The sequence below is a fragment of the Streptomyces sp. NPDC085944 genome (genome assembly GCF_040686295.1).
GTDB lineage: Bacteria > Actinomycetota > Actinomycetes > Streptomycetales > Streptomycetaceae > Streptomyces > Streptomyces salinarius.
Map to the genome: position 1 here is coordinate 22,972 of NZ_JBFBJX010000004.1, position 17,796 is coordinate 40,767.

A 17,796-nucleotide genomic window follows, 5' to 3' on the forward strand; every position below is an offset into this window, starting at 1 on the left:
CGGGGTCAGCGGGTGCTCCACTTCTGGTTGTCCCGGCCGTTGCACTCCCAGAGCTGAAGCCCGGCGCCGTTGCCGGTCTTCTCGTCGACCACGTCCACGCACTTGTTGGCCTGCACGTTGACCAGGTCCTTGGGCCCGGCCAGGATGAACTGCTGGGCCGGGTTGCCACTGCACACCGCCACCTGGACCACCGTGCCGTTGGCCGTACCGCCCCACGTCGCGTCCATGCACAGGCCGAGCGACCGGATCGTGCCGTCGGGCCGGAAGTCCCACTTCTGCCAGGCCTTGCCGGTGCAGTCCGCGATCTGCAGCGGCGCACCGTCCCGCCACTTGTGACCCGCCACCTCGATGCAACGGTTCGAGGCGTGGCCGTAGATGGTCGTGCCGGGGGCGACGGGCTCCGGGGCCTCGGTGTCCGGCTTCTCCTCGCCGCCCCCGCCGGAGGTCTCCTTCTCGGACTTCTGGGGCGCCGGCGCCTTCTCCTCCCCGCCTCCACCCCCGCCGCCGTCGTCCCTTGGCTCCTCCGCGGTCGGTTCCTGCACCTTCGGCTGCTCGGCTGGCGCGGACTCGGCGGTGCTGGGGAGCGTCTGGGGGCTGGCGCTGGGGCTGGGGGCGAGCGCGGCGCCCGCCTGCTGGGCCTGTTCGGTGGCGCTGGTGCGCACCTGCGGCTTGTACGCGATCCAGATCATCACGAACGCGAGCGCCAGCGCCACGAAGATGCCGACGAAGGTGGCCAGCCAGCGGGGCAGGAAGCCGCGCTGGACGTAGGTGCCCTCGACGTCGGTGGGATCGACGCCGGAGCGGCGTACCGCCAGCTTGTAGGGCCGTTCCTCCTTCGACCCGAACCAGATGACCTGCTTGGGCTTCAGCGTGGTTTCCACGAACGCCGCACGCCCCGGCTCGATCTGGACGTTCGAGGGCCGGATCTCGTAGGCGAGGTGGTCGCCGGTGTCGCTGCCCGCGACCGAGGCGGTCACCTTCGTATTGCCGAGGTTGTCCACCGCCAGCCTGGGCCGGCCCCGGAACCGCCCCTTCACCGTCGGCGGCACCAACTCGGCCCGCACCTCGGTGAACGCCGTGATCGTGAGGTTCCCCTCCGGCACCGTCACCGCGTCCGGGTGCTCGGTCGGCGTGATCCGCACCGCGTACGGGTTCGGTCCCGCCGCCGCATCCGGCGTACGCGGCGGAGCGAAGGTCAGCTCCACGGTGCCGGTCGTGCCCGGGTACAGGCGCAGGGTCGGCGGCTCGACCGTCGTCCAGGGGGCCACGTCCCCCACCGGCTCGAACCGGTACTCGTCCACCACGTCACCGGTGTTGCGCACCCGCAGCCGTACGCGCGTACTGCTGCCGGGGTCGACGGTGGCGGACGCGGGCTCCAGGGAAGTCCACAAGTTCACGCAAGGACGTTACGTGGTGATCGATTCCGGGTCAGGGGGCCTCGGGGCAGACCTGAGTGCCCCGAGGGTCCACGTCCCGTGACCGGTCGCCCCGGAGGTGCGACCGTCCATCAGGAACAAACAAACTCCGACGGGATAATTGATTCGGTTCTGTTCGAGTTCTAGGGTGAGCCTGATCCAGTAGTCACCGCGTCACCGGTAGTTGAGCACCGCCCCACCCTCAACTGCATTCGAAGCACCGTGTGTTGAGCCGCCCCCGAAGCCCACGGAAGGCCACGGTCATGCCGCACTCTCCCGCGTCCCCCGCCCCGTTCCCGGCCCGACCGCCCCGCCCGGTCGTCAGCCGCCGCCGTCTCCTGGAGGGCGGGGCCGCCGTCCTCGGCGCGCTCGCCCTCTCCGCGTCGCCCGTCGCCGCACACGCCGCCGGACGGAGAGCGGCGGCCGACGGACCCCCGGAGTGGAACGACTTCGGCGTCTTCCGGCTCGGCACCGAGCCGCCGCACGCCACGCTCACCCCGTACGAGGACGTCGAGCAGGCGCTCGCCGGAGACCGGGCCCGCTCGCCCTACCGGCTGAGCCTGGACGGCACCTGGAAGTTCGCCTACGCCGACCGCCCCGAGGACCGGGACGCCGACTTCCACCGCACCGACGTGGACGACGGCGACTGGGAGACCATCCCGGTCCCCTCCGTGTGGCAGCTGCACGGCCACGACTTCCCCATCTACCTGAACATCACCTACCCGTACTGGGGTCCCAACGGCCTGGGCGAGGAGCCGCAGCCGCCCGCCGCGCCGACCCGCTACAACCCGGTCGGCCAGTACCGGCGCACCTTCACCGTCCCCCGCGACTGGGAGGGCCGCCGCACCTTCCTCCACTTCGAGGGCGTCAAGTCCGCGCACTACGTGTGGATCAACGGCGAACTGGTCGGCTACGACGAGGACTCCTACACCCCCTCCGAGTACGACGTCACCGACCACCTCAAGCCCGGCACCAACCAGATCGCCGTCGAGGTCTACCGCTACTCCGACGGCGACTGGATGGAGGACCAGGACATGATCCGGGTGAGCGGCATCTTCCGCTCGGTCCACCTCTACTCCACCCCGGCCGTGCACCTGCGCGACTTCAAGCTGGACACCCCGCTCGACGCCGCCTACACCGGCGCCGAACTGGCCGTCACGGCGAGCGTGCGGGCGTACGGCGAGGGCGGCACCGGCCGCTACACCGTCGAGACCCAGCTCTACGACGCGCGCGGCCACGCCGTCTGGTCCCGGCCGCTGCAGCAGCCCGTCGACCTGGGCGGGGCCCGTGCCGGCGAGGACGTCACCGTCCGGGCCGCCAAGGCCGTGCCGAAGCCCCGGCTCTGGTCCGCCGAACACCCCAACCTCTACACGGCCGTCCTGCGCCTGCGCGACCCCGCCGGGAAGGTGACCGAGACCCTGTCGCACCGGGTCGGTTTCCGCGAGTTCGCGCTCAAGGACGGGCTGATGCGGATCAACGGCGAGCCGGTGTCCATCCGCGGCACCAACCGCCACGAGATGCACCCCTCCCGCGGCACCGCGCTCACCCGCGAGGACATGGTCGAGGACATCAAGATCATCAAGCGGATGAACATGAACAGCGTCCGCACCTCGCACTATCCCAACAACCCGTACTGGCTCGAACTCGCCGACGAGTACGGCCTCTACCTCGTCGACGAGACCAACCTGGAGACCCACGGCATCCGCGGCGAGTATCCCGGCGACCACCCGGACTGGACCGCCGCCTGCGTCGCCCGCGCCCAGAACATGGTGCACCGCGACAAGAACCACGCCTCGGTGGTCATCTGGTCGCTGGGCAACGAGGCGGGCGGCGGCTCCACCTTCACCGCCATGCACGACTGGATCCGCTCCTACGACGACACCCGCGTCATCCAGTACGAGGGTGACGACCGCCCCGGCATCAGCGACATCCGCTCGGAGATGTACGACAGTCCGCAGCGCGTCGAGCAGCGCGCGAAGGACACCTCCGACACCCGGCCGTACGTCATGATCGAGTACGCCCACTCGATGGGGAACTCGACCGGCAACTTCAAGAAGTACTGGGACATCGTCCGCCGGTACGACGTCCTCCAGGGCGGCTGGATCTGGGACTTCGTGGACCAGTCCCTGTACACGCCCGTCCCCGCCCGCACCCTGCTCACCGAGGCCGGACCCGCCGGGCTGCGTGGCGAGATCCTCGCCACCCGCGGCACCCTCGACCGCGACAAGGGCCTGTCCGGCAGCACCGTCTTCGCCCGCGACGACAGCCTCGACCTCACCGGCTCCCTGACCCTGGAGGCCTGGGTCACCCCGCAGGTGACGGGCTACCACCAGCCGATCATCGCCAAGGGCGACACCCAGTACGCGCTGAAGCAGAACGGCCGGACCCTGGAGTTCTTCATCCACTCAGCAGGTCAGTGGATCACCGCGAACTGGACCGTGCCGGACGACTGGACCGGCCGCGAGCACCACCTCGCGGGCGTCTTCGACGCGGACGCCGGGACCCTGACCCTCTACGTCGACGGCACGGTACGGGCCACCCGCACCACCGACCGGCGCCCCAGCAGCAACACCGCGCCCCTCGCGCTCGCCTCCGACGCCGACAACCAGGTACGGGAGTTCAGCGGCACCATCCGCCGCGCCCGCGTCTACGCCCGCGCCCTCGGCGCCGGCGAGCTGGCCTCCGAGAGCCGCGGCCCCGGTGACGACGGTGTGCGGTTCTGGTTCGACGCCGCCACCGTGAAGAGCGAGCGGAAGCGGCCCGAGGACAAGACGTTCCCCGCCTACGGCGGCGACTGGGGCGACAACCCCAACGACGGCAACTTCGTCGCGAACGGCATCGTCACCGCCGACCGCCGCCACACCGGCAAGGCCGCCGAGGTCAAGCGTGTCCACCAGGCCGTCAACGCGTCCAACACCCCGGGCGGCGGCCCCGGCGCGGTCACCCTCGTCAACGAGTACCTCTTCACCCACCTCCGCGAGTTCAACGGCCGCTGGGAACTGGTCGCCGACGGAAAGGTCGTACGGCGCGGAAGGCTGACCCGCGACCAACTGGACGTGGCACCGCGTTCGGAGAAGGACATCACCGTCCCCGTACGCCTGCCCCACGACCCGGACCCGGGCACCGAGTACTTCCTGCAGCTCTCCTTCACCACCAAGGAGGACACCCCCTGGGCGAAGGCGGGCTTCGAGGTGGCCCGGCAGCAGCTCCCCCTCGAGACCGACTCCCCCGCCCCCACCCCGGCACGCCTGGAAAGCGTCCCGGCCCTGCGCCACCAGGACCGCGACAAAGACGTGAGGATCACCGGCAAGGACTTCTCGGTCACCGTCGACAAGGCCACCGGCACCCTCACCTCCTACGAGGCGAAGGGCCGCGCCCTGATCACCTCCGGACCCGTGCCCAACTTCTGGCGCGCGCCCACCGACAACGACAAGGGCAACGGCCAGCACACCCGCAACCAGACCTGGCGCGACGCCGGAGCCCGCCGCGAGGTCACCGACGTCGCCGTGCGCGCGCTCGGCGACCGGGCCGTCGAGATCAAGGTCACCGGCACCCTGCCCACCTCGGTGGAGTCCGCCTACAGCACCACCTACACGGTGTTCGGCAACGGCGAGATCCAGGTCGACAACACCCTGCACCCGGGCGCGGCGAACCTGCCGTACATTCCCGAGGTCGGCACCATGCTCTTCCTGCCGCGCCGCCTGGACCGCGTGCACTGGTACGGCCGCGGCCCCGAGGAGAACCACTGGGACCGCAACGACGGAACGGACGTCGGCCTGTACTCCGGGACCGTCGCCGAGCAGTGGACCCCGTACATCCGTCCCCAGGAGAACGGCAACAAGACCGACGTCCGCTGGATCGCCCTCACCGACCGGCACGGCGTGGGCCTGCTCGCCTGCGGCGAACCCCTGCTGGAGGCCAACGCCTCGTACTTCACCCCGGAGGACCTGTCGGCCGGCGTGCGGCACGACTACCAGCTCACCCCGAGGAACGAGGTGGTACTGCGCCTGAGCCACCGTCAGATGGGTGTCGGTGGCGACAACAGCTGGGGCGCGCACACCCACGACGAGTTCAAGCTCTTCGCCGACCGGGACTACGCGTACACCTACCGCCTGCGCCCGCTCACCGACGTCCGTGACGCGACACGCGCCTCGCGGCGGCCGACGGCGACCGAGTAACGCCCGATCAGGACCGGGAGCCCGGGGTACACGGGCTCCCATGGGTGACATTCTGGTCGGTGCGTGTTCGTGGACGGACCGGCAACTCCTCGCCAGCGGCTGGTATCCGCGCGGGCACCGGGACGCCGAGGGGCGGCTGCGGCACTACGCGTCGCGGCTGCCCGTCGTCGAAGTGGACGCCGGCTACTACGCGTTGCCGAGCCGGCGCAACAGCGAGCTGTGGGTGCAGCGGACACCGGAGGGCTTCCGCTTCGACGTCAAGGCCTTCTCCCTGCTCACCGGCCACCCCACCCGCGCGGCGGCGCTCCCCGCCGACCTGCGGGGGGCCGGGCGGGGACGGCTCGGGCGCGGACAGGCGAGTGACGGGCTGCTGGACGAGGTGTGGGGGAGGTTCGCCGACGCGATCGTCCCGCTGCGCGAGGCCGGGCGGCTCGGCGCCGTGCTGTTCCAGTTCCCGCCGTGGTGCGCGCCCGGCGCCTGGGCGGAGGCGGCCCTCGACGCGTGCCTGCGGCGCGCGCGGGGCTGGCCGGTCGCGGTGGAGTTCCGGCATCCGGGCTGGTGGGAACCGGAGCAGACGGAGACCACCCACGCCCTGCTCTCGGCTCTGGGCGCCTCGGCGGTCGGCACCGACATGGCCCAGGGCCTGCCCGGCTCCCTGCCGCCCGTCACACCGGTCACCCGCCCCGCCCTCGCCGTCGTCCGGTTCCACGGCCGCAGCCGCGCGTGGGGGCAGGGTCCCAAGGAGGACCGCTTCCGGTACGCCTACGACGTGAGCGAACTCGCCGCCCGAGTGCCCGGTCTGCGGCGCGCGGCCGGCCTGTCGGACGAACTGCACGTGCTGTTCAACAACTGCTGCGCGGACGCCGCCGTCCGCGCGGCAGAGACCATGCGGAGGCTGCTCACCGCCCCGCGTCGCTGATCCCCAGCCGCAGGTGCTCCACGTGGTACACGGCCTGGTCGAGCAGCTCGGCGACGTGGTCGTCGTGCAGGGCGTACACCACCGAACGGCCCTTGCGCTCGCCGACCACCAGGCCCAGGTTGCGCAGCAGCCGCAGCTGGTGCGAACAGGCCGACTGCTCCATGCCGACCTCCGCCGCCAACTCGGTGGCGGGCAGCGGACCTTCGCGCAGCCGGGCGAGGATCAGCAGCCGGGACGGGGTGGACAGGGCCTGGAGGGTCGTGGCCACCTTCGCGACGTTGTCCGCGTCCAGGCGCACCCGCTCGGCGGCGTTCTGCGTGGTGGTGGCGGCTCCGTGACCCATGCGGTCATCCTACGCACCCGGGCGCGATCCTTCCGGAGACACATGAACAGATGAATGAATGAACGATTCTTCATGTGTTCCTGTATGGTGTGCCGCGTGTCCACCACCCTCGCCCCCGCTCCCGAGGCCGCGCCCTCAGCCCCCGCGCCGCCCCGCCGCCGCACCCGCGTCCTCGCCCTGCCCGAGGCCCGCTGGGCGCTCGTGTCCCTCGTCGCCTTCCTCCTGGCCCTGCCCCTCGACCTCGGCGGCGCACCCGCCTGGACGTACGGCCCGCTGTACGCGGTCGCCTATGCCGCCGGCGGCTGGGAGCCCGCGCTCGAAGGGCTGCGGGCGCTGCGCGACAAGACCCTCGACGTCGACCTGCTGATGATCGTCGCGGCGCTCGGTGCGGCCGCCATCGGCCAGGTCCTCGACGGCGCCCTGCTCATCGTCATCTTCGCCGGCTCCGGCGCCCTGGAGGCCCTGGCCACCGCCCGCACCGCCGACTCCGTGCGCGGCCTGCTCGACCTCGCGCCCACCACCGCGACCCGCGTGCGCGACGGCAGCGAGGAGACCGTTCCGACCGCCGGCCTCGCCGTCGGCGACCTGGTCCTGGTCCGGCCGGGGGAGCGGATCGGCGCGGACGGCACGGTCGTCGACGGCACCGGAGAGGTCGACCAGGCCACCATCACCGGCGAGTCCCTGCCCGTCCTCAAAGGCCCCGGCGACGACGTCTTCGCCGGCACCCTCAACGGCACCGGCGCCCTGCGCGTCCGCGTCGGACGCGACCCGGCCGACTCGGTCATCGCCCGGATCGTCACCCTGGTCGAGGAGGCGTCCCGCACCAAGGCGCCGACCCAGCTGTTCATCGAGAAGATCGAGCAGCGCTACTCGGTCGGCGTGGTCGTCGCCACCCTCGCCGTCTTCGGCATCCCCCTCGTCTTCGGCGCCGATCTCACCGACGCCCTGCTGCGCGCCATGACCTTCATGATCGTCGCATCGCCGTGCGCCGTCGTCCTCGCCACGATGCCGCCGCTGCTCTCCGCCATCGCCAACGCCGGCCGGCACGGCGTCCTGGTCAAGTCGGCGGTCGCCATGGAACGCCTCGGCGAGATCGACACCGCCGCCCTCGACAAGACCGGCACCCTCACCGAGGGCACGCCCGAGGTGACCGCCGTGCACCCCCTGGCCGGCTCCGGCGTGGACGAGGACGCCCTCCTCGCCCTCGCCGCCGCGGCCGAGCACCCCAGCGAACACCCGCTGGCCCGCGCGATCGTGGCCGCCGCCCGTGCCCGGGGGCTGCGGATCGCGCCCGCCGAGGACTTCACGGCGGCTCCCGGCCGCGGAGTGACGGCCGTGGTCGACGGCCGCACGGTGCACGTCGGCCGTGCGGATCCCCCCGAGGGCGCTGCGGGCGCCGAGACCACCGTCCGCGTCACCCGCGGCGGCACCCTCCTGGGCACCCTCGCGCTCACCGACCGCCTCCGCACCGACGCGGCCCCGGCCACCGCCGCCCTCACCGGCCTCACCGGCACCGCCCCCACCCTGCTGACCGGCGACCACACGGCCGCCGCCGCCCGCGTGGCCGGGGCGACCGGCATCACCGACGTCCGTGCCGGACTGCTGCCCGAGGACAAGGTCGAGGCCGTACGGGAGCGGCAGCGGGCCGGCCGCAAGGTGCTCTTCGTCGGCGACGGCGTCAACGACGCCCCCGCGCTGGCCGCCGCGCACGCCGGCATCGCCATGGGCGGGGCCGGCTCCGACCTGGCCCTGGAGACCGCCGACGCGGTCGTCGTGCGCGACGAGCTGACCGCCGTCCCCGCCGTCGTACGGCTCTCCCGGCGCGCACGCCGGCTGGTCGTCCAGAACCTGGCCGTCGCCGGTGTCTTCATCACCGTCCTCGTCCTGTGGGACCTGATCGGGCACCTCCCGCTGCCACTCGGCGTCGCCGGCCACGAGGGCTCCACCGTGCTGGTCGGCCTGAACGGCCTGCGGCTGCTGCGCGAGTCGGCGTGGCGCGCGGAGCGATCCGGGTGATCCGCGAACGCCCAGCACGGGGCACGTCTATGTCGGATTCCCGCCAGCCCGCCTCCGTCCCGGGGGTCATCCTGGACACATGCAGACGGGAATGCACACCGACACCGAGCGCTGCGTGCGCGCCGTGCAGTCGAAGGACGCGCGCTTCGACGGCTGGTTCTTCACGGCCGTCCTGACGACCCGCATCTACTGCCGGCCCAGCTGTCCGGTGGTGCCGCCCAAGCCCGCCAACATGACCTTCTACCCGAGCGCGGCGGCCTGCCAGCAGGCAGGGTTCCGGGCGTGCAAACGCTGCCGCCCGGACACCAGCCCCGGCTCGCCCGAGTGGAACCTGCGCGCCGACCTGACGGCCCGCGCCATGCGCCTGATCGCCGACGGCGTAGTGGACCGCGAGGGCGTGCCCGGCCTCGCCGCCCGCCTCGGCTACAGCACCCGGCAGATCGAGCGCCAGCTCCTCGCCGAACTGGGCGCGGGGCCCCTCGCCCTCGCCCGCGCGCAGCGCGCCCACACCGCCCGGCTGCTGATCGAGACCACCCCGCTGCCCATGGCGGACGTCGCCTTCGCGGCCGGCTTCGCCTCCATCCGCACCTTCAACGACACGGTCCGCGAGGTCTACGCCCTCTCCCCGAGCGAACTGCGCACCCGCGCCCCCGGGAACCGCCTCGCCCGCACCACCCCCGGCACCCTGTCCCTCCGCCTCCCCTTCCGCGCCCCGCTCAACCCCGACAACCTCTTCGGTCACCTCGCCGCCACCGCCGTACCCGGCGTCGAGGAGTGGCGGGACGGCGCGTACCGGCGCACCCTGCGCCTCCCGTACGGTCACGGCATCGTGTCCCTCACCCCGCACCCCGACCACATCGCCTGCCGCCTCACCCTCGGCGACCCGCGCGACCTGACCGTCGCCATCAGCCGCTGCCGGCGCCTGCTCGACCTGGACGCCGACCCGGTGGCCGTCGACGACCGGCTGCGCGCCGACCCGCTGCTCGCACCGCTCGTCGACAAGGCGCCCGGCCGACGGGTGCCCCGCACGGTGGACGAGGCGGAGTTCGCCGTACGGGCCGTGCTCGGCCAGCAGGTCTCCACCGCCGCCGCCCGCACCCACGCCGCCCGCCTGGTCACCGCGCACGGCGATCCGGTGGACGACCCCGAGGGTGGCCTGACCCACCTCTTCCCGTCCACCGGGGCCCTGGCGGCCGTGGACCCCGAGACCCTGGCCATGCCGCGCACCCGCCGCACCACCTTCACCACCCTGGTCGCCCACCTGGCCGACGGCTCGCTCAACCTGGGCGTCGAGTCCGACTGGGCCGAGACCCGCGCCCGCCTCCTCGACCTGCCCGGCTTCGGCCCCTGGACCGCCGACGTCATCGCCATGCGCGCCCTCGGCGACCCCGACGCCTTCCTCCCCACCGACCTCGGCATCCGCCGCGCCGCCGGGGAACTGGGCCTGCCCTCCACCCCGGCCGCGCTCACCGCCCGCGCGGCGGCCTGGCGGCCCTGGCGGGCGTACGCCGTCCAGTACCTGTGGGCCACCGACGACCACCCGATCAACTTCCTGCCCGTATGAACCCGTTGGAGCCGTTCGAGGAGTTCGAGGAGCCCGCGTGAACCCCGTGAAACAGCACACCGTGATCGACAGCCCCTACGGCGCGCTCACCCTCGTCGCCGAGGACGGCACCCTGTGCGGCCTGTACATGACCGACCAGCGCCACCGCCCGCCGGAGGAGACCTTCGGCGCCCGCGACGCACGCCCCTTCGCCGAGACCGAGGAACAACTGGAGGCCTACTTCACCGGCGAGCTGAAGGACTTCACCCTCGACCTGCGCCTGAACGGCACCGCCTTCCAGCGCACCGTCTGGGCCCAGCTCCAGAAGATCCCCTACGGCGAGACCCGCACCTACGGCGACCTCGCCGCCGCCCTCGGCAACCCGGCCGCCTCCCGCGCGGTGGGCCTCGCCAACGGCCGCAACCCCATCGGCATCGTCGTCCCCTGCCACCGTGTCATCGGCGCGAGCGGCGGCCTCACCGGTTACGGCGGAGGCCTGGAGCGCAAGCGGCGCCTGCTGGACTTCGAACGGGGCGAGAGGGGACCGGAGGCGTTGTTCTAGCCGTTCCGGCCGGGCGTAAACGCGTTGTCCGGGCGCCGCGGCGCCCGCTACGCTCGCCGGACTTCGAAGACCACGCTCTCCAGAACGATGCCGCAGACGGGGAGCAGGCCCGCGCACAGCAGCCCGGAGCCACGGAGGGGCGGCGCCCTGATCCGTCATGCCCTCCGGAGGACTGCTCCCATGCATCCCACGCACCGCCCGCACATCGGCCTCGGCCTTCCCGTCGACGATCCCGCCCTGCTGCCGATCTGGGCACGGCGCGCCGACGCGCTCCCCTTCAGCACGCTCGGCCTGCTCGACCGGCTCGTCTTCGACAACCCCGAACCCCTGATCACCCTCGCGACGCTCGCGGGCGCCACCTCCCGCATCCGCCTGCAGACCGAGGTGCTGATCGCCCCCGTCCACAACACCGCGCTGCTCGCCAAGCAGACCGCGACCCTCGACCGGCTGTCGGGCGGCCGTTTCACGCTCGGCATCGGGGTCGGCGGTCGCGCCGACGACTGCCTCGCCGCCGGCACCGACCTCCACCGCCGGGGCCGCCGCCTCGACGAGCAGATGACCCTCCTGCGCCGGACCTGGGCGGGCGAGCCCTACGCCCGGGACGTCGGCCCCATCGGGCCCCGACCCGCGACGCCCGGCGGACCCCCGGTGCTGTTCGGCGGCTTCGCCCCGGCCGCACTGGAACGGGTCGGCCGCTTCGGCGACGGCTTCCTCGGCGCGGCGCTGCCCGCCGCGCACATGTCCGGCCTGTTCCGCCGGGTCGAGGCGGTCTGGCGGAAGTACGACCGCCCGGGCCGGCCGTACCTGGTCGCCCAGGCGAGCGTCGCCCTCGGCCCCGACGCCACGGTCGAGCGGGCCCGGCGCAACCTCCGCGACTACTACGCCTTCACCGGGCGCGCCGAGTACATGACCAAGGGGCTGCTCACCACCGCACGGGACATCCGCGCGGCCGTCGAGGCCTTCCGCGGCATCGGCGCCGACGAGGTCGTGCTGTACTGCTGGGCCTCGGACATCGACCAGGTCGACCGCCTCGCGGACTCGTTGTTCTGACGGACGCTCTGTTCCGACCGGCCGACCCGCCCGACCGGCGCCCGCTCAGCCCAGGCCGCGCAGCAGCCCGGGCAGGGCGGTGCCGATCGGCTCCCGGACGACCTCGTCGGCCAGCGCGTCGTACGGCGTCGGCTCGGCGTTGACGACGATCAGCCGGGCCCCGTGCTCGACGGCCACGCCGGCCAGTGCGGCGGCGGGCTCCACCCGCAGGCTGGTGCCGACGGCGACGAAGACCTGGCACGCCTTGCTGATGGCGGCCGCCTCGCCCAGCACGACCGGGTCGAGGCGTTCGCCGAACATCACGGTCGCCGACTTCAGGATGGAGCCGCACTCCAGGCACGGCGGGTCGTCCTCACCGGCGTCGATCCGGGCCAAGGCGTCCGCCATCGGCCCCCGGACCCGGCAGCCCGTGCACACATAGGCGCGCGCGGTGCCGTGCAGTTCGAGGACCTTGCGGGCGGAGACCCCGGCGACCTGGTGCAGGCCGTCCACGTTCTGGGTGATCACCCGGACCGGCACCCCGCGCCGCTCCAGCTCGGCCACCGCGCGGTGCGCCGCGTTCGGCTCGGCGTGCAGCGCCGCGGTGTCGCGCCGCATCCGCCAGGAGCGCCGCCTGATCTCCGGATCGCCCATGTAGTAGTCGTAGGTGACGAGCTTCTCCGCCTCCGGGTCGCGCCGCCACAGCCCGTTCGGGCCGCGGTAGTCGGGGATGCCGGAGTCGGTCGAGACGCCGGCACCGCTGAGGATGGCGACGAGGGGCTTGCCGGTCATGCGCTCGAGGGTAGGACGCCGGCGGGCGGTGGGCGAACGGTTATCGGTCGACGCGGACGCCGTTGACCAGCTCGGCCGTGCCGGAGCCGTCCGCCAGCACGTCCAGTGCGGTCAGCACCCGGCCGTGCAGGGAACCGAGCAGGTGGTCGCCGAGTTCTTCGCGGGCCACCAGCCGCCAGGACAGCAGCTCCTCCTCCTGCAGCCGGATCGCCTTGAGGTCGTCCTCCGACAGGACTCCGCCGTCGTACAGGTACGCCACGATCGGCGGCCTGCCCGGCCCGTTCGACCAGTCCACCGCGAGCAGCCGACCGATCCGCACGTCGAGCCCGATCTCCTCCAGGGTCTCCCGCCACGCGCCCTGCCGCGGGGTCTCCCCGTCCTCGGACTCGATCGTCCCACCGGGCAGCGCCCATCCCTGGCGGTAGTTGGGCTCGACGATCAGCACGCACCCCGCGGCGTCCCGGAAGACCGTGGCGGCCGCGGCCAGGACGCGGGGCAGACCGGCGATGTAGGTGGCGTAGTCAGGAGTCGTCATTGCGGAAGAGTAACGAGCCCGCACCCGGCCCCGGGGGAGCCGCGGGGCGGGTGCACGGCCGGTTCCACGGTGTGGGCAGGGCATGACGGCACGGGTGTCCTCCGGTTAGGGTCGCAGCGGCGCGACTGCCTTGACGTGCGCAAGGCTCGGAGAGCAAGGGGAGATCAAGGTGGCTGACGCTGCTGTGGACGGGGCCCGCCGGGTCCTCGTCGCCGCGGACAAGTTCAAGGGCTCGCTGACGGCCGTCGAGGTCGCCGAGCGCGTCATGGCCGGACTGCGCCGCGTCGTGCCGGACGTCCGGGTCGAGGCGCTGCCCGTCGCCGACGGCGGTGACGGCACGGTGGCCGCCGCGGTCGCGGCCGGGTTCGAGCGCCGGGAGGTGCGGGTCGCCGGGCCCCTCGGCGACGAGGTGACGGCGGCCTACGCGCTGCGCGAGGGCACCGCGGTGGTGGAGATGGCCGAGGCCAGCGGCCTCCAGCGGCTCCCCGAAGGCGTCCTCGCGCCGCTGACGTCGTCCACCTACGGCTCCGGCGAGGTGCTGCGGGCCGCGCTGGACGCGGGGGCGCGGACGATCGTGTTCGGGGTCGGTGGCAGCGCCACCACGGACGGCGGCGCCGGAATGCTGGCCGCACTGGGCGCGCGGTTCCTGGACGCCGACGGGGAGCCCGTCGCGCCGGGCGGGGGCGGGCTCGCCGCTCTGGCCTCGGCCGACCTGACCGGTCTCGACCCGCGGCTGGCGGACGTGGAGCTGGTGCTCGCCAGCGACGTGGACAACCCCCTGACGGGCCCGAAGGGCGCCCCGGCGGTCTACGGACCCCAGAAGGGTGCCTCGCCGGACGACGTGACGGCCCTGGACGCCGCCCTGGCGCACCTCGCGAAGGTGCTGGAGGGGACGGAGGGCGTGGGCGCGCGTGCCGCCGAGTACGCCGCTTCGCCGGGCGCGGGCGCGGCGGGCGGCATCGGGTTCGGCGCGATGCTGCTGGGGGCGCGGTTCCGGCCGGGCATCGAGGTGATGCTGGACGTGCTGGGCTTCGCGCCGGCGCTGGAGCGGGCGGACCTGGTGATCACCGGGGAGGGCTCGCTGGACGAGCAGACCCTGCACGGGAAGGCCCCGGCCGGTGTCGCCGCGGCGGCCAGGGTCGCGGGCAAGGAGGTCGTCGCGGTGTGCGGACGCCTTGCGCTGCCGGCGGAGACGCTGGGGCGGGCGGGGATCCGGCGGGCGTATCCGCTGACGGATGTGGAGCCGGACGTCGCGAAGTGCATCGCCGATGCCGGGCCCATCCTGGAGCGGGTGGCTGAGTCCATCGCACGGGACTTCGTCGCGTAGGGGAGCCTCTCGCCCGCGCCGCCCCTTCCCGTTCCCCACCCCGGGGGCTGTCGCCCCCGGGCCCCCGCTGTCGGCCCTGAACGGGCCTCGTTCTCAAACGCCGGACGGGCTGGAAACGTCACCTCTCTCCCCACCGAGTCGGGCGATGGGTGGGCATGGGCCCGGGGGCTGGGGGCGGAGCCCCCAGGGGCACGGGACGACGCCGGGCGCCCGAAAAGCGGAGGGCCCCGAACCCAACCAGGTTCGGGGCCCTCAAGACGCCGTCACGGCAATTGCGCAGCCCGCGCCTCCCGCCGATTGTCACGGAAATTGTTCACCCTGCGAGCCGTGGCGAACAGGGGAATCACCGCCCCCATCACCAACTGCAACGCGCACCCCGTCTGCAGCAGCAGCTGCCCGCTCGGCGCGTCGAAGGCCCAGCCGGCCAGCAGCCCCATCGACAGGACGATCCACGACAGCATCGCCACCGCGAGCCGCCCCCGCGGCTTCGGGTACTCGACCCGGCTCACCATCAGCCAGGCCGTACCCAGGATCGCCAGCAGCGTCGCCACGAACGGCAGCTCGAGCAGCACGATCGACACGACCGTCAGCGCCCCGAACGGGGACGGCATGCCCTGGAACGTGCCGTCCTTGACGGTGACGCAGGAGAACCGCGCGAGCCGCAGGACCACCGCCAGCAGCACCACGATCGCCCCCACCGCCGCCACCCGCTGGTAGGCGTCGTCCGCGACCATGCCGTAGACGAGGACGAAGTACGCCGGTGCGAGACCGAAGCTGATGAGGTCGGAGAGGTTGTCCAGCTCCGCGCCCATCGGCGAGGACCGCAGCTTGCGGGCGACCAGACCGTCGAACAGGTCGAAGATCGCCGCGCACAGCATCAGGATGACCGCGGTGGCAGCGCTGTGCCGGGCCATGCCCGACTCGTCGCTGCCCATGAGGTGCGGGATCAGGATGCCGGTGGTGGTGAAGTACACCGCCATGAAGCCGCACGTCGCGTTGCCGAGGGTGAGCGTGTCCGCTATCGACAGACGGAGCGAGAGCGGCATCTCCTCCTCGTCGTCCATCTCGTCGGCCTCCGGCACCCATCCGGCCTGGGTCTGTGGATCAATCACGGTCAATTCGAGTCACCCCAGCCACCGTCTTCTGACCCACCTCGACATCCACCTCGACGCCTTCCGGCAGGTACAGGTCGACGCGCGAGCCGAAGCGGATCAGGCCGACCCGCTCGCCCTGCTCGACCTTGGTGCCCTGCGGCACGTACGGGACGATGCGGCGGGCCACCGCGCCGGCGATCTGGATCATCTCGATGTCGCCGAGCTCGGTGTCGAAGTGCCACACGACGCGCTCGTTGTTCTCGCTCTCCTTGTTGAAAGCGGGAACGAAGCCGCCCGGCACGTGCTCGACCGAGGTCACCGTGCCCGCCAGCGGGGCGCGGTTGACGTGGACGTTGAGCGGGCTCATGAAGATCGCGACGCGGGTGCGGCCGTCCTTCCACGGCATGATGCTCTGCACCACACCGTCGGCGGGCGAGATGACCCGGCCGCGGGTGATCTCGCGCTCGGGGTCGCGGAAGAACCACAGCATCCCCGCCGCGAGCGCGGTGGCGGGGACGGCGACGGCCTTGGCGGCGCCGGAACGACGGGCCCGCAGGAGGCTGACGGCTGCGGTGGCGACGGTCGGCAGAAGCCACGGCGAGGCTCCGCGCGCGAGGCGTACGCCGGCGAGGCTGTCGCGAGGTGCAGAGGTTTGGCTGTGGGGCATGGATGACCTTCGTAGCGGATGATGCCGCGCTCTGACGGGGGACGGCGGCTTTCCGGCGATCGTAGCGGCTTCCTGCCGCAACTGGGTAAGCCAGGAAGCCGAGTCGGCGGCCGAACAGTGCCTACGGGGTGTGACCTTCTTCTCCAAGAAAACACCCCGTATCCGGACATCTAACCCTGGAATCGATACTCTTCGAGCAGTCGGCGGCCGATGATCATTTTCTGGATCTCGGCGGTGCCTTCACCGATGAGCAGCATCGGCGCCTCGCGGTAGAGGCGCTCGATCTCGTACTCCTTGGAGAAGCCGTACCCGCCGTGGATCCGGAAGGCGTCCTCCACGACCTCCTTGCAGTACTCGGAGGCGAGGTACTTGGCCATCCCCGCTTCCAGGTCGTTTCGTTCGCCCGAGTCCTTTTTGCGTGCAGCGTTGACCATCATCGCATGGGCCGCCTCCACCTTGGTAGCCATCTCCGCGAGTTTGAACTGGACGGCCTGGTGCTGGGCGATCTGCTTGCCGAAAGTGTGACGCTGCTGGGCATACCGGACACCCAGCTCGAAGGCACGCTGAGCGACGCCGCAGCCACGCGCCGCCACATTCACGCGTCCCACCTCGACGCCGTCCATCATTTGGTAAAAACCTCGGCCGGTGACGCCACCGAGGACCCGATTGGCCGGAATGCGCAGGCCGTCCATGATGAGCTCGGTGGTGTCGACGCCCTTGTAGCCCATCTTGTCGATCTTGCCGGGGATGGTGAGACCCGGGCGGACCTCGCCGAAGCCGGGCTCCTTCTCCACCAGGAAGGTCGTCATGGACTTGTGGGGAGCGGTCCCCTCGGGGTGACCCTCGTCACTCCTTACCAGGACGGCCACCAGCGACGACGTACCGCCGTTGGTCAGCCACATCTTCTGGCCGCTCAGGACGTACTCCTCGCCGTCCTTCACCGCCTTCGAGGAGATCGCCGACACGTCGGAGCCCAGCGCCGGCTCGGACATCGAGAAGGCACCCCGGATGTCGCCGGCGGCCATGCGGGGCAGGAAATGGTCCTTCTGCTCCTGCGTGCCGTGCTGCTTGAGCATGTACGCCACGATGAAGTGCGTGTTGATGATGCCGGACACCGACATCCAGCCGCGGGCGATCTCCTCCACGCACAGGGCGTAGGTCAGGAGCGACTCGCCCAGGCCCCCGTACTCCTCGGGGATCATCAGGCCGAACAGGCCGAGTTCCTTCAGCCCGTCGACGATGTCCTGCGGGTACTCGTCCCGGTGCTCCAGCTCGGTGGCGACCGGGAGGATCTCCTTGTCCACGAAGTCCCGGACGGTGGAGAGGATCTCCTGCTGGACGTCCGTGAGGCCGTGGGTCTGGGCGAGGCGGCTCAT

General features: G+C 72.3%; 14 protein-coding genes. 7 read left to right on the forward strand and 7 right to left on the reverse strand.

The features are described 5' to 3' along the window. Positions 1-5 precede the first annotated feature (5 nt). Entirely contained in the window at positions 6-1,397 is a 1,392-nt protein-coding gene (locus AB0P07_RS08815; protein ID WP_365547127.1) for a ricin-type beta-trefoil lectin domain protein, read from the reverse strand. 281 nt (positions 1,398-1,678) lie between these two features. On the opposite strand from AB0P07_RS08815, the gene AB0P07_RS08820 reads away from it, so the two are divergent. Both AB0P07_RS08820 and AB0P07_RS08825 read left to right on the forward strand, forming a co-directional pair. Next, positions 1,679-5,593: a glycoside hydrolase family 2 TIM barrel-domain containing protein gene (locus AB0P07_RS08820; protein ID WP_365547129.1), complete on the forward strand. Its 3,915-nt coding sequence runs from the start codon at positions 1,679-1,681 to the stop codon at positions 5,591-5,593. 40 nt (positions 5,594-5,633) lie between these two features. Next, on the forward strand, positions 5,634-6,512 hold the full coding sequence (locus AB0P07_RS08825; protein WP_365547132.1) for a DUF72 domain-containing protein: 879 nt from the start codon (positions 5,634-5,636) through the stop codon (positions 6,510-6,512). Here AB0P07_RS08825 and AB0P07_RS08830 read toward each other — a convergent pair. Next, on the reverse strand, positions 6,493-6,855 hold the full coding sequence (locus AB0P07_RS08830; RefSeq protein WP_365547135.1) for a metalloregulator ArsR/SmtB family transcription factor: 363 nt from the start codon (positions 6,853-6,855) through the stop codon (positions 6,493-6,495). The genes AB0P07_RS08825 and AB0P07_RS08830 overlap by 20 nt on opposite strands. An 84-nt stretch (positions 6,856-6,939) precedes the next feature. On the opposite strand from AB0P07_RS08830, the gene AB0P07_RS08835 reads away from it, so the two are divergent. The 4 genes from AB0P07_RS08835 to AB0P07_RS08850 all read left to right on the forward strand — a co-directional run bounded on the left by AB0P07_RS08835 (position 6,940) and on the right by AB0P07_RS08850 (position 12,026). Further along, positions 6,940-8,871 carry a heavy metal translocating P-type ATPase gene (locus tag AB0P07_RS08835; protein ID WP_365548099.1) on the forward strand — a complete coding sequence of 644 codons (1,932 nt, stop codon included), beginning with the start codon at positions 6,940-6,942 and terminating at the stop codon, positions 8,869-8,871. Positions 8,872-8,950: 79 nt separating this feature from the next. Then, positions 8,951-10,435, forward strand: a complete 1,485-nt coding sequence (locus tag AB0P07_RS08840) for an AlkA N-terminal domain-containing protein (protein ID WP_365547137.1) — start codon at positions 8,951-8,953, stop codon at positions 10,433-10,435. 46 nt (positions 10,436-10,481) lie between these two features. Next, complete coding sequence (locus tag AB0P07_RS08845; RefSeq protein ID WP_365548102.1) at positions 10,482-10,976, forward strand: methylated-DNA--[protein]-cysteine S-methyltransferase; 495 nt, start codon at positions 10,482-10,484, stop codon at positions 10,974-10,976. A gap of 180 nt (positions 10,977-11,156) precedes the next feature. Then, positions 11,157-12,026: an LLM class flavin-dependent oxidoreductase gene (locus AB0P07_RS08850; RefSeq protein ID WP_365547140.1), complete on the forward strand. Its 870-nt coding sequence runs from the start codon at positions 11,157-11,159 to the stop codon at positions 12,024-12,026. A gap of 45 nt (positions 12,027-12,071) precedes the next feature. Here the strand turns inward: AB0P07_RS08850 and AB0P07_RS08855 are convergent, their stop codons facing one another. Then, on the reverse strand, positions 12,072-12,797 hold the full coding sequence (locus tag AB0P07_RS08855) for a Sir2 family NAD-dependent protein deacetylase (protein WP_365547143.1): 726 nt from the start codon (positions 12,795-12,797) through the stop codon (positions 12,072-12,074). A 40-nt stretch (positions 12,798-12,837) separates the two neighbouring features. Further along, complete coding sequence (locus AB0P07_RS08860) at positions 12,838-13,332, reverse strand: NUDIX hydrolase (RefSeq protein WP_365547146.1); 495 nt, start codon at positions 13,330-13,332, stop codon at positions 12,838-12,840. Positions 13,333-13,516: 184 nt separating this feature from the next. Here AB0P07_RS08860 and AB0P07_RS08865 point away from each other — a divergent pair, with 184 nt between their 5' ends. After that, positions 13,517-14,659, forward strand: coding sequence for a glycerate kinase (locus tag AB0P07_RS08865; protein ID WP_365548104.1), 1,143 nt, complete (start codon positions 13,517-13,519; stop codon positions 14,657-14,659). A gap of 263 nt (positions 14,660-14,922) precedes the next feature. Here AB0P07_RS08865 and pssA read toward each other — a convergent pair whose 3' ends face one another. From pssA to AB0P07_RS08880, 3 genes are all read right to left on the reverse strand, one after another. Further along, complete coding sequence (pssA, locus tag AB0P07_RS08870) at positions 14,923-15,705, reverse strand: CDP-diacylglycerol--serine O-phosphatidyltransferase (RefSeq protein ID WP_003972511.1); 783 nt, start codon at positions 15,703-15,705, stop codon at positions 14,923-14,925. Between the two features lie 58 nt (positions 15,706-15,763). Continuing rightward, the gene (locus tag AB0P07_RS08875; RefSeq protein ID WP_061441475.1) at positions 15,764-16,420 is read right to left on the reverse strand and encodes a phosphatidylserine decarboxylase; all 657 of its coding nucleotides are present in this window, start codon (positions 16,418-16,420) and stop codon (positions 15,764-15,766) included. A gap of 170 nt (positions 16,421-16,590) precedes the next feature. Continuing rightward, positions 16,591-17,796: an acyl-CoA dehydrogenase family protein gene (locus tag AB0P07_RS08880; RefSeq protein ID WP_365547149.1), complete on the reverse strand. Its 1,206-nt coding sequence runs from the start codon at positions 17,794-17,796 to the stop codon at positions 16,591-16,593.